The organism is Pseudoalteromonas sp. SG41-5 (assembly GCF_014164495.1).
GTDB lineage: Bacteria > Pseudomonadota > Gammaproteobacteria > Enterobacterales > Alteromonadaceae > Pseudoalteromonas > Pseudoalteromonas rhizosphaerae.
Map to the genome: position 1 here is coordinate 1 of NZ_JACJFH010000112.1, position 12,696 is coordinate 12,696.

Genomic DNA, 12,696 nt, shown 5'->3' on the forward strand with positions numbered 1-12,696 from the left:
GTTGCAAAAATCGAATCAGCAACAGGTATTATGCTCAATGGTGGCGATCAAAGTTTAACTCGAAAAGTGTTATTTGATGATACGGGCAAGCCGTATCCATGGACCGATGCTATACGTTCACGTCCGCTATTGGTAGGTACAAGTGCAGGCACAGCCATTCAAAGTGGCGGCAGTAACCAGTTTGGTAGTGTTGCTATGATCACTAATGGCACTAGTTTAGCTGCATTACGTGATGGTGCGCACGCAGTTTCTGCACCGAGTGAACGTTGTGAAGATGATTGTAATCAAGGGCTAAGCGCAGATACATTAACCTATCAAACTAATGGTGGGCTGGGCAGCTTTAGTGCAGGTATAGTTGACACCCATTTTAGTGAGCGAAATCGCACTGTGCGTTTAGCGACATTGCTTGCAAAAACAGGGCAACAGTATGGCTTTGGTGTTGATGAAACGACAGCTTTAGTGTTCATAAAATCACAACAGAGTACGATTGTGACAGTGCTAGGTAAGCATGGGGTTGTGCATTTAAATAAGGGCAAAGATAAATACAGTTTTGATTATTCATTTTGGCCAGCTGGTGCGATTATTGATGTAACACCTCAAGGCTACCAATTAAACCAACGTACTATAGACAGTGCTTTGCCTGCAATTAAAATACCGCCTTTGCCAATGCAGCGTTTTAATAACATACTCACTGATGCTAAATTGCGCTCGCTTACTCAAGCAATGTGTTTAGCTAATGAGCAGTCAGCGGTAGGTCAGCAAGATGAGTTTATAGTGACTTTAAATGCCAGCAAAAATACCCAGTATCAGAGAATAAGTCCAAGCAGTTATGGCTGTGCAATTGAACGACTTAGCGTTAATATTACGACGATTCAATGATGCTTTGATGAAGAGCTACTGTTACTCACAGTAGCTTTTCTTTAAATGACTAAGTAATGTGTTAAATTGTCAACAACACCAATTTGGATATATTGCTACCCATTTACCCTCAAATCTTACAACCGATGATTGAACATCTGCTTGCTGTGTCGCTTTTAGTTCCAGACGTTCAAAATGACTACTTTTAATGTTTACTGCATCTGCATTGTTATGCTCATTAAAGATAAAATTAACTCTTTTTGTACCTGCAATTAGCAATCGAGTTGTTCTGTTTTTTAGCTCACCGTCAAGTCTTTTTACATCACTTTACATGCTCTTAGATCTTTTAAAAATAATTCTCAATTAACATTGGAAAATGTAATAATTTAATTTAGAATGATCGTTCATTCTAAATTAAGGGTAGTTAACATGCAGCGTTCTCGCGTCGTTCTTTTTACTGTCACCGCTTTGGCAAGTGCAGTTGCTTTATCCGGTTGCGATCAAACTCAGCAGGCGAATGCGCCTGCTTCGCAGCCAGCTCCTGTTGGCGTAATTACATTAAAAAGCCAACCATTAACACTTACTAAGGAGCTTCCTGGACGAGTAACTGCGTCTCAAGTGGCGGAGATTCGTCCTCAGGTAAGCGGTATTATTCAATCACGTTTATTCACTCAAGGTGCTGAAGTTAAAAAAGGTCAGGCTTTATATCAAATCGACCCAGCTACATTTGAAGCGCAAGTGGCAACCAGTAAAGCCGCTATTAGTAAGGCACAAGCAAGCATTGCTAATGCAAAGGCTAAATCAGATCGTTATTCTGAGTTACTAGCAATAAAAGCGGTCAGCCAACAAGATTTTGATGAAGCCGACGCAAGCTATAAAGGCGCCCAGGCTGATTTATTAACGGCTCAAGCGCAGCTTAAAACCGCACAGATCAATTTTAACTATAGTAAGGTTTCATCACCTATTAGTGGTCAAATTGGCAAATCGAACGTGACCGTAGGTGCTTTGGTAAGTGCTAATCAAGCAACCGTGTTAGCAACCGTCACTCAGCTTGACCCAATTTATATTGACCTTACACAGTCAAGTAGTGAGTTGACTCGCTTGAAAAAAGCGATTGCCAATGGTGAGCTTGACAAAGATCTTACTGCGCAATCAAAGGTTGAACTCACTATGGAAGATGGCTCAGTGTATCCGCACACTGGCACTTTGCAGTTTTCTGAAGTGGCTGTTGATCCAAGCACTGGCTCAGTGACTTTACGAGCAGAATTTCCAAATCCAGAAAAGCTATTATTACCAGGTATGTACGTCAGAGCTGTGGTTGTTGAAGGTGTTAAGTCTGATGCTATTTTAGTACCACAACGTGGTGTGAGTCGTAATAGCAAAGGTGAGCCTACAGCGATGGTGGTGAGTAAAGACAATACTGTTGAAGCGCGAGTATTAAAAACTGACCGCACAGTAGGTGCTAACTGGTTAGTGACAAGTGGCTTGAACGACGGCGATCAACTGATTGTTGAAGGTTTACAAAAAATAGCACCGGGCGCACCTGTTAATGCAGTGCCTGCCGACTCAGCTGCTAAAACTCAATAACGGAGCATTTTAATGTCACGATTTTTTATCGACCGGCCTATCTTTGCATGGGTACTGGCCATTATTGTTATGTTGGCGGGTATACTTGCAATTAAAGCGCTACCTATTGCTCAGTATCCGTCTATTGCGCCTCCGGCAATTAGTGTTCAAGCTAATTATCCAGGTGCTTCCGCACGTACGTTAGAAGATACTGTTACGCAGGTTATTGAACAAAAGATGAAAGGATTAGATGGCTTGTTGTATATGTCATCAACCTCGGAATCAAATGGCTCGGCAACTTTAACACTAACGTTTGATGCTGATACCGACCCAGATATTGCACAAGTTCAAGTGCAAAATAAACTTGCCTTGGCAACCCCGTTATTGCCACAAGAAGTGCAACGCCAAGGTGTATCTGTTGCTAAATCTGCACGTAACTTTTTAATGGTTGTTGGTTTTGTTTCTGAAGATGGCAGCATGAATAATATCGACATTGGTGATTATGTTGCATCCAATGTGCAAGATATCGTGTCGCGCGTTGATGGCGTAGGTGAAGTGCAGTTATTTGGCTCACAGTATGCGATGCGTATCTGGTTAGACCCTAGTATGCTGCAAAAATATAAACTGACTCCTGCAGATATTAGTGCGTCTATTAGTGCTCAAAATGCGCAAGTATCGGCAGGTCAACTTGGTGCTTTACCTGCGATTTCAGGGCAGCAGCTTAATGCCACTGTGACTGCGCAAAGTCGCTTACAAACACCAGAACAATTTCGCAATATTTTTGTCAAAAACAATGAGGATGGTTCTGTAGTTCGCTTAGGCGATGTCGCAAAAGTCGAACTTGGCGGTGAAAGCTACGGTGTTGTGGCGCGCTTTAATGGTAAACCAGCGTCAGGTTTAGGTATTAAACTTGCCAGTGGTGCAAACGCTCTTGATACTGCTGCGGGTGTTAAAACTGCATTGGCTGAACTAGAGCCTTTTTTCCCTGAAGGGTTAGCCAGTGTTGTACCTTACGACACCACTCCGTTTGTATCATTATCAATTGAAAAAGTAGTGAGTACATTAATCGAAGCCGTGGTGTTAGTGTTTTTAGTTATGTACTTGTTTTTACAAAACTTTAGAGCAACTCTAATTCCTACTATTGCAGTGCCTGTGGTTTTATTGGGTACATTTGCTGTGCTGCAAGTACTCGGTTATTCAATTAATACCTTGACCATGTTTGCTATGGTACTGGCCATTGGCTTGTTAGTTGATGATGCCATCGTGGTGGTTGAAAACGTTGAGCGGGTGATGACCGAAGAAAAACTTTCACCGCTTGAAGCTACGCGAAAATCGATGGATGAAATCAAAGGTGCACTAGTTGGTATTGCTATGGTGTTATCGGCCGTATTTATCCCAATGGCGTTCTTTGCAGGCTCGACAGGGGTTATTTATCGTCAGTTCTCAGTAACCTTAGTAACTGCTATGAGTTTATCTGTTTTAGTGGCACTTATTTTAACACCAGCACTGTGTGCAACCATGTTAAAACCGAGCCACGTACATAATAACTCATCATTTATTGGTCGCTTTTTTATGGGCTTTAACCGTTGCTTTGAAAAGACCAATACCGGCGCACAAAACTTTGTAAGCCGTATGATCAAGCAAAGTAAGCGCTATTTATTGTGTTACGGCTTCATTCTTGGCGGTATGATCTATATTTTCTCACAACTTCCTTCAGCATTTTTACCTGATGAAGACCAAGGTATTTTGTTCAATCAAGTAAGTTTACCAGCAGGAGCAACCACTGAGCAGACATTAAAAGTCGTTGAGAAAATGGAAAAACATTTCCTAGAAGATCAGTCTGAAGCTGTTCGTTCTGTGTTTAGTGTAACTGGCTTTAGCTTCGCAGGCTCTGGGCAAAATGCAGCGCTTGGCTTTGTTGGTTTAAAACACTGGGATGAGCGTCAACGCGATGATTTATCGGTTGGTGCAGTTGCAGGTAAAGCTATGGGTTATTTTTCTACGATAAAAGAAGCCTTTGTTTTTGCTTTCCCACCACCTGCGGTTGTTGAGCTTGGTACTGCCAATGGCTTTACCTTGTTTTTACAAGATAGGGTTGGGCTTGGTCACGACAAATTACTCGAAGCGCGAAATATGCTACTAGGCATGGCTTCACAAAGTCCTGTATTAGCGGGCGTTCGTCCTAATGGTCAAGAAGATAAACCAGAGCTTGAACTGGATATTGATTTAGCAAAAGCGCAAGCACTTGGGCTGACCCAAGCAGATATCAATAGTACTTTGTCTACCGCGTGGGGTAGTAGCTATGTGAATGACTTTATCGACCGTGGTCGAGTAAAAAAAGTGTTTTTACAAGGTACGCCAGAGTCTCGTATGGTGCCGGAAGATTTAGATAAATGGTATGTACGTAATAGTAATGGCGATATGGTGCCATTTAGCGCGTTTGCTCAGTCGTACTGGACCTATGGTTCGCCGCGTCTTGAACGCTATAACGGCTTTTCGGCAATGGAAATTCAAGGTGCAGCAGCGCCAGGCTATAGTACCGGTCAAGCCATGGATGAAATGGAGAAATTGGTTAGCCAGTTACCAACCGGGATTGCCTTTGAATGGACTGGTATTTCGTATGAAGAACGTTTAAGTGGTGGTCAAGCGCCATTATTGTATGCGTTGTCGTTATTAGTGGTATTTTTGTGCTTAGCTGCATTGTATGAAAGTTGGTCGGTGCCTGCTGCGGTAATGATGATTGTTCCTTTAGGTGTATTCGGCGCTGCAATGGCTGCCTTTATAGGTAACTTATCAAATGATATTTACTTACAAGTAGGCTTGTTGACTACCATAGGACTGGCGTCTAAAAATGCCATTTTGATTGTTGAGTTCGCAATTCATAAAATGGATGAAGGCATGGGGCTGGTGGATGCTGCAATTAACTCTGTTAAGCTACGACTACGACCAATTTTAATGACTTCTATGGCATTTATTTGTGGCGTTCTACCTTTAGCTATTGCATCAAGTGCTGGTTCTGGTGCACAAAATGCTCTAGGTATCTCTGTCATAGGTGGCACGCTCGCATCGTCAATATTGGCTGTGATATTTGTACCGTTATTCTTTGTATTAGTGCGCAGAGTTTTTCCAGGTAAACATAAAACTGTGACACAGGAGTAATCATAATGACATTCAAAACGTTAAGCCTAGCGAGTCTAAGCATATTTGTGCTAAGTGCTTGCCAAATGGCACCTACGCGTGAAGATATCGTGTTGCCGGTGCCTGATAGCTACGCAATACAGAGCGAACAAGGTAATACGGCTGATTTAAGATGGCAGCAGTTTTTTGCGAATGAAAAGTTGCAACACTTGATTGAACAAACATTAGCTCATAATAAAGACCTTAAACTTGCCGCACTTAATGTGCAGCAAGTTCGTGCGCTTTATCAAATCGAAGACTCTGCCTTATATCCGTCAATCGATTTTGCTGCGTCGGGCACGCGTCAGCGCTTACCGGGAGACTTAACGTCAACCGGTAATGCACAAATTAGCGATAGCTATCAAGCTACCGTGGGGATGACCGCGTATGAGCTCGATATATGGGGCAAAATTCGTAATCAATCTGATCAAGCACTGCAAACTTTGTACGCGTCAGAGCAAACTCAAACGAGTGTAAAAATTAGCTTAATTTCTGAGTTGGTAATTGCGTGGCTAAATTACGCTGCTGATAAAGAGCAGTTAGCGCTTGCTACGCAAACCCTAAAAAGTCAGCAGGCATCACTGGCGTTAACCGAAAAAACCTATGCACTTGGCGCGGCATCAAAGTTAACGTTGGCACAAATTGAGAGCACTGTAGCCACCGCAAAAGTTGATATTGCTAACTATCAGCGCTTGTTAAAGCGTGATAAAAATGCCCTTGATTTATTAGTAGGTCAGCCGGTTTCAGCGCAGTTGTTACCTGTTGAGAGTTTAGATGAAGTACTAAATTTCCCGACCGTGCCTGTAGGCTTACCATCCGAGTTACTTGAACAACGTCCTGATATTAAAGCAGCAGAGTTTCAGTTATTAGCTGCTAACGCTAATATCGGTGTTGCAAAGGCGGCATTTTTTCCAAGTATTAGCTTAACGGCTAATGCCGGGAGTGCGTCGAGTGATCTAGATAATTTGTTTTCAAGTGGCACTGGCACTTGGAGCTTTATGCCATCGATCACGATACCGATATTTAATATGGGTCGTAATCAAGCAAACTTAGATGTTGCGCAAACTCAGCAACAGATTGCGCTAACAACCTATGAACAAACGATTCAACAGGCATTTAAAGAAGTCTCTGATGCGCTTGCCGATAGGGAAGGCTATATGCAGCAGCTAAGTGCGCTTGAAGATCTGTATAACAGTAATCAAGTGTCGTTTACACTCTCTGAAGCTCGCTTTGAAAAAGGCGCCGATAGCTATTTACAAGTGCTGGATGCACAGCGTAATTGGTACAGTGCAGGGCAACAACTCATTAGCGGTAAAAAAGCCTATATTACGAGCCAAATTAGTTTGTATAAAGCGGTTGGAGGCGGTTGGCAACGGTCGGCTCAACAGAGTGAATAGCCGCTAGGCTGCACCACTGTATAGTTTATCACTAGTTTATTAAGTTCTTTGTGGCAACTGACAAAGTTGATGTCAAAGGGCATATAAGCTAGTGATAATTATTAGGTTAAAGAAAAGCAGCGCTTTTCGGAGTTACTATGAAAGAAAAATCTAAAAGACAAACCGACCCTGCACTTGTGCAAGCACGCCGTGAGCAAGTGCTTAGTGCTGCGGCCGATTGTTTTAGACGAAAAGGCTATCATGGCGCAGGAATGGCCGAGATCTCAAAGACCGCAGGGATGAGCGCAGGACATATTTACAATTACTTTGCCAGTAAAGAAGCGATCATTGAATCGATTATAGAACAGGATATGGAAAAACTGTTCTCTATTTTTCAGGAGTATGAAGATCAACCTGGTGACTTAGTAACGATTCTACTCGATGGTTTAGACCACGCAGTGGATCATCATACTGATGTAAACCAAGGTGCACTGGATTTAGAGATGTTCGCTGAAGCTGCGCGCAACGATAAAGTGGCAGAGCAGTTGCGAAAGTCTGATTGTTACGCCAGAGAGAAAATGCGAAATCTTTTATTGAGTGAACGCAGTTTGATAAAAGACCTTAGTGCAACTGAACTTGAAAGCCGTATCGAAGTGATGTTTGCAATGATAAATGGGATCACCATACGTAAAACGCTTAATCCACATGTTGATAAAGCCACGCTATTATTAGCGCTTCGCCCGGCAATGCGGGTGTTGCTTGTACCGTTCTAATTAGAGGCGAGCCCTTAACCGCAAAGAGGTGTCGTTTAATCTTCTTTGCTGAGTTAATTTTTGGCTTAAAGCGCAATACTTTAAATTATAAGTTAAGTATATTTTAGTTTATTCAGTAAATGACTCTTCACGGCTGGCCACTCTGATGCAATAATTGAATAAACAACAGTATCGCGAATCGATCCATCACTTGTTATTTGATGGCTGCGTAAAATACCATCTTGTTTAGCGCCTAGCCTTGCAATTGCCTTTCGCGACTGTTGATTAAAAAAGTGTGTTCTAAACTCAACTGCAATGGCATTGTGAGTATCAAATAAATACTTCAACATCAAAAGTTTACATTCAGTATTTACAGGACTTCTTCGTACAGCCTTGGCATACCATGTGTAGCCTAGTAATGCGCGCTTATGCTGTGCGTCTACGTTATAGAATCGAGTTGTGCCAACTATTTTATGGCTACTATTACACCTTACGGCGAAGGCGCTATTGCCGTTTTTGGCTTCAATAATTGCCCGTTCAACATAACTGTGCATTTGTTCTGGCGAAGGAACATTGGCATACCATAATTTCCAAGACTCTCCATCAAGCACCGCATGTTTTAATTCATCAATATGATGTAAGCTTAACACCTCAAGCGTTATAAAGTGCCCAACCAATGGCATTGGTTTTAACCACTGCATATATTTCCCTTACTCCTAGGGCCATTGTTTAATATCTCAACATTTTGTACATAGAGATGATCCTATAAGGATTCAATGATAGCAACTTACACATTGAATTTTACAATTAATCTGTTGATTTCAGCTATAAATCAATAACCTCAAATCCGCTCCATTGACCACTGTACCGCGATTATTGCGATGGCGAGTGAGCCTGCAGGCATCACCCATTTTTGATACCAGTGATAGTTTCTTGCCCAAATAAGGACTGGTAATGTAACTGCTAATATAGCCAGTTGGCCTATCTCTACACCTAAATTAAATGCTAGCACGCTGAGTAATTGATAGTCACTGGATAGCCCTAATTCACCTAATACACTCGCAAAGCCCATGCCATGCAATAAACCAAAGGCGAATGTGACCCAACCTAAACGCACAACTAATGGCCAAATATTGTTAAGAGCTGCAAACAACACCGATATAGCGATTCCCAATTCTACCCAGCGACTGTTAGGTGTAACTAATTGCATTGCAGTGGCGGTCAGAGTGATTGAATGCGCCAAAGTAAATGCGGTAACTATCCATGCGGTGTGTTTGAAGATCGTGACTTTTGATTCTACACCTTGCCATTTTGCTGATTTTTTTACTAATACACAGGTAAGCAACAATGCAATTAAAAATAAGATATGGTCAAGTCCGAGCCAAATATGCAGCACTCCTTGGTAAACATATTGATTAAAAGTGGTGAGGTAATTGCTTTTAGTAAAATCAAAAGTTTGAAGGGCATTATTTTTACTCATCACGCGAGTTTGTTCATTGATAGTGACAATTGCTTTATGATTGGCATCAGTATCGAAAAATGCCTGATAATGAAATGCTATGGCGCTGTGGTTCGTGTCCAGAGCTGGGCAGGATAATTGCAATTTAACAACCACATAGGGTTGATTAAAATGACTATCAAGCTGCAACGGAGCGTCGCTGGTAAGCGTACATACTTGCTCGTCCGCTGATGTTACCGTCAGTGAGGTCAGGACAAAATCACTTATGGCGCTATGTTTTGCACTGATCTCATGCCATGCGATAGCCCCATCTTGGTTTAAATCAAACGCCACCTGTTGCTCTAAATCGGCAACGTTGATTTGCCAACTACCTGTAAAATGGCTGTCATCAATTGCGTTTAAATTAATATAGCTGGTACTTAATTGGTGTGCTTGAGCTGTTCCTTGCAACATGAAAAATAAACACAGGTTACAAAAAAACGCAGTTACAAATGCGTTCATAAAGAGGCTCCTTGTGCACGTGTAAGTAGTTGCTGATCGGCATTAAGCTTGGCTTGTTGCCAATTTATTTTTGCCCAGTATAGGGCTTTTTCTGGCTGTTTATTGATGTCTAAATAATAGTGAGCTAAATCACTGGCATGGAAACTGTCTTGGCGTAATTCACGCAGCGCGACTCTTTGCGCCATTAAATTTTGCCATTGTTTCAGCGAGGTATCGTTGTAGTGTTGCTCTGCAATTGCTAAGCGCAGCAACAAGGCATCCTCTAAATTTTGTTTTTCATTTACCAGTGCGGGCAAAGTGTTAAGCACTTTTTGATAATTCCCTTGCGCTAAATAAATATCTGCCCATAACACTACAAGGCTGACGGGGGCTGTTTTTAATGGCAATGACTGGATATGAGCGAGCGCTTCATCGGGTTTATTGAGTCTCAGTGCCATTTCAGCCAATACATGGCGGGTATTATCGCTTTGTTTATTACTTGTAATACTGTTTGCTAAACTTTGATAACTTTGTGCTAATTGACCGTCTTGGCTTAGTACATCAAATGTACAGGTATTAATTACATCCATTGCTGTTAGAGCCAAGAGTTTTAAGCATTGTTGTTTGGCGGCTTTAAAGTCACCTTGAACCATTAGCATATTGGCGCGTAATAGATGGGTGTTAACATGGTTAGGATCGCGTTTTAGTACTGCATCGGTGATTGCTAAGGCTGCTGAAAATTGATGTTCACGTTGTAAAACGCGTGCATACATGTAGCCAATTTGTGGTGTGGGAGATTGCGCATAGCGCTGCTGTAACTGGTTTTTTAATAAGCCTTGGCGAAGCTCAGTTTGACCTACTTGTTGGCTATTTATCAGTAACGTCATTAATTCGTCTTGATTAAGGTGTGCGGTATTTATTGTGCGGGCTTTTGCGATGATCTCGTCATCTGCTGGCGTATAAGGTTCAGCCCCTGCATTAACAGAGATCAATAAACAAAGGTAAGTAAAAGCACGGGTGATCATAGCATTCTCCTTAAAAAGGCCATCCATGGCCTGCAAGTTTTATTGTGTGATTTAGTTGTTACCTAACAAATCGTCAAATGTGGCATTTTCATCCGCATTTGTGAATGTACGGCCGTTCACACTCAGTGGCTTATCGGTAGCCGCTTGGTTAAATGCTGCACGGCCTAGTTGTGCAAAATCGACTTCAAGTGCTTCAATAGTGATATCAACCATTGCGGTAACTTGGCTGTTTACCCCATCACTGACTGCAAAGGTAAAGCTATCAGAGCCAGTCGTTTCAAGGTTCGGCGTATAGGTGTAACTACCATCACTATTAACCACTACCATGCCTAGCATTGGCTCAGTAACCAGACTGAAGGTAAGAGTATCTCCTTCAGGATCAGAACCTTGTAGCATGTCTTCAATTACAACTTCGGTTTGTGTGGTTACCATATCAGCTGTTGCTATGGGTGCTTTATTTACCATCGGTGGTATCTCGACGGTGTTATGGTCGTCATCATTGCTACAGCCGCTGAGTGTAAGCGCAGCAAGCAATAACCCAAGATGTGATAATTTAAAATGTTGCATGAGTGTTCTCCTTATTTAGACCCTGCAAGTGGAGTTGCTAGATATGGGAAGCTTGCATCCATCATCGTAGCGTTCACTGGTGCACCATCAGTAAATGGTACGTTACCTACACTGGCATCATCAGATGTGCACAGGCCTAAATCAGTATTTGTACCATTTACTGGAATTGGATAGCATAAGCGACCCATTACCACACGTAGCGCAATATCAACTACATCATCACCAGGACGACGGCCATTTGGGAAACCCGCTAAATCATCGCCAGCAACACCGAATGCTGATTGATCTGCTTGTGCTTTTGCAGCGATATTGGTATTTAGACGCAGCATTTCAGCGCCTGCAACAGTGGCCAATTGATTAACGCCTGGGAAACCAGTTAAAAATGCAGTTACTAAGTCATTACGTGGAAAATTCGTTGGTGCAAGGGTCGCTAGATTTGCCCCTAAGGTGGTGTTAACCGCATCTTTGAACAGAATATTTAATAGCTCTGGTAAAGATGGGTGGGTAACATAATCAATAAACTGACCATCGTCTTTAGGCTGTGAACTTGAGAAGGTATCTTTGTCTTTTAAACCAATTACCAGCTCATTAACAAGTGGATTACCTAAACGAGATACTTGAGTAAGCGCACCACCGTTTACCGCATTGTTAGCAAATTTAGCATTTGGGTTTAAAATACGCGCCTGTGGTAAGCTAGCTGTAGTCCATGTGCCAATAGTGCCATTGCCATTACCAACTACACAGCTTTTAGGTACTTCAATAGCAATTGCGGTCACATTTTTATCTGCTAAGTCATCATTATCTGCCGATTGTGTAATGCCTCCAGGGAAGCCCTCGCCATCACCTGCGCCCGGCGCACTGTCGCCTTCTACCGGCACATAGTTCACTAAGTCAAAGGTTTTGCCTAGGTTCACCACGAATGGATCTTTACGTTGGCCAACAAATACTTTTGCCATACCGTCACAGCCCGGGATCGCTACTTGATATACAAATTGCGCTGCGTAGCTTTTATAGCCATCCATTGATGAAAACGTTTTATCGCCAATATAATCAAGTGGCTTGTGGAATTCATTACTGCTGGTCATGGTATTAGTTAGCATGGTTTTGCTACCTGTACGCTGATCACCTGCGATCATCGTCATAGTGTATGATTCGCTAAAGTTAACTGCGGCATTATTGCCAGCTGCAACACCACCAATATTTTTAAGTGGTACAGCAACAGTACGTTGGTTGCCTTCAGGGCCAATGGTTAATGCAACGCCTTGATTGTCATTAGGCAGCATACTTTTCAAGTTAATGGCGAAACTAATATCTTCAATCGCATCGCCATCGTTATCAATATGGATGCTGTAGGTTGCATCAGGATCCATGGCAAAATAGTTAGGTCCACCATAGCCATCTTGCAGTGGAATATAGTTTGCAATCAGGGTGACATA

10 protein-coding genes are annotated in these 12,696 nt (G+C 42.3%); 5 read left to right on the forward strand and 5 right to left on the reverse strand.

The features are described 5' to 3' along the window. From H5232_RS20160 to H5232_RS20180, 5 genes are all read left to right on the forward strand, one after another. The coding region (locus H5232_RS20160; protein WP_182831402.1) for a cyanophycinase at window positions 1-879 on the forward strand (879 nt) is incomplete at its 5' end. Window positions 880-1,287: 408 nt separating this feature from the next. Continuing rightward, on the forward strand, window positions 1,288-2,445 hold the full coding sequence (locus tag H5232_RS20165) for an efflux RND transporter periplasmic adaptor subunit (protein WP_182739500.1): 1,158 nt from the start codon (window positions 1,288-1,290) through the stop codon (window positions 2,443-2,445). A gap of 12 nt (window positions 2,446-2,457) precedes the next feature. Further along, window positions 2,458-5,583, forward strand: a complete 3,126-nt coding sequence (locus H5232_RS20170; RefSeq protein WP_182831403.1) for an efflux RND transporter permease subunit — start codon at window positions 2,458-2,460, stop codon at window positions 5,581-5,583. 5 nt (window positions 5,584-5,588) lie between these two features. Further along, entirely contained in the window at window positions 5,589-6,998 is a 1,410-nt protein-coding gene (locus tag H5232_RS20175; RefSeq protein WP_182831404.1) for an efflux transporter outer membrane subunit, read from the forward strand. 137 nt (window positions 6,999-7,135) lie between these two features. After that, complete coding sequence (locus H5232_RS20180; RefSeq protein ID WP_182739503.1) at window positions 7,136-7,750, forward strand: TetR/AcrR family transcriptional regulator; 615 nt, start codon at window positions 7,136-7,138, stop codon at window positions 7,748-7,750. A 92-nt stretch (window positions 7,751-7,842) separates the two neighbouring features. Here the strand turns inward: H5232_RS20180 and H5232_RS20185 are convergent, their stop codons facing one another. From H5232_RS20185 to H5232_RS20205, 5 genes are all read right to left on the reverse strand, one after another. Next, entirely contained in the window at window positions 7,843-8,430 is a 588-nt protein-coding gene (locus H5232_RS20185; RefSeq protein WP_182783528.1) for a GNAT family N-acetyltransferase, read from the reverse strand. 140 nt (window positions 8,431-8,570) lie between these two features. Next, window positions 8,571-9,689 (reverse strand): HupE/UreJ family protein, encoded by a 1,119-nt coding sequence (locus H5232_RS20190; RefSeq protein WP_182730773.1) that lies wholly within the window; start codon window positions 9,687-9,689, stop codon window positions 8,571-8,573. After that, window positions 9,686-10,693, reverse strand: a complete 1,008-nt coding sequence (locus tag H5232_RS20195; RefSeq protein ID WP_182783526.1) for a hypothetical protein — start codon at window positions 10,691-10,693, stop codon at window positions 9,686-9,688. Before H5232_RS20195 ends, H5232_RS20190 begins: the two co-directional genes overlap by 4 nt. A 51-nt stretch (window positions 10,694-10,744) precedes the next feature. Beyond that, window positions 10,745-11,260, reverse strand: coding sequence for an Ig-like domain-containing protein (locus tag H5232_RS20200; protein WP_145234389.1), 516 nt, complete (start codon window positions 11,258-11,260; stop codon window positions 10,745-10,747). A gap of 11 nt (window positions 11,261-11,271) precedes the next feature. Then, window positions 11,272-12,696 (reverse strand): DUF4331 domain-containing protein (locus H5232_RS20205; RefSeq protein ID WP_182831405.1); only part of this gene is annotated, 1,425 nt, incomplete at its 5' end.

Bases quoted from the DNA above. Each gene is read 5' to 3' on its own strand.
- H5232_RS20165 (WP_182739500.1), top strand. From the start codon at position 1,288: ATGCAGCGTTCTCGCGTCGTTCTTTTTACTGTCACCGCTTTGGCAAGT.
- H5232_RS20170 (WP_182831403.1), top strand. From the start codon at position 2,458: ATGTCACGATTTTTTATCGACCGGCCTATCTTTGCATGGGTACTGGCC.
- H5232_RS20175 (WP_182831404.1), top strand. From the start codon at position 5,589: ATGACATTCAAAACGTTAAGCCTAGCGAGTCTAAGCATATTTGTGCTA.
- H5232_RS20180 (WP_182739503.1), top strand. From the start codon at position 7,136: ATGAAAGAAAAATCTAAAAGACAAACCGACCCTGCACTTGTGCAAGCA.
- H5232_RS20185 (WP_182783528.1), bottom strand. From the start codon at position 8,430: ATGCAGTGGTTAAAACCAATGCCATTGGTTGGGCACTTTATAACGCTT.
- H5232_RS20190 (WP_182730773.1), bottom strand. From the start codon at position 9,689: ATGAACGCATTTGTAACTGCGTTTTTTTGTAACCTGTGTTTATTTTTC.
- H5232_RS20195 (WP_182783526.1), bottom strand. From the start codon at position 10,693: ATGATCACCCGTGCTTTTACTTACCTTTGTTTATTGATCTCTGTTAAT.
- H5232_RS20200 (WP_145234389.1), bottom strand. From the start codon at position 11,260: ATGCAACATTTTAAATTATCACATCTTGGGTTATTGCTTGCTGCGCTT.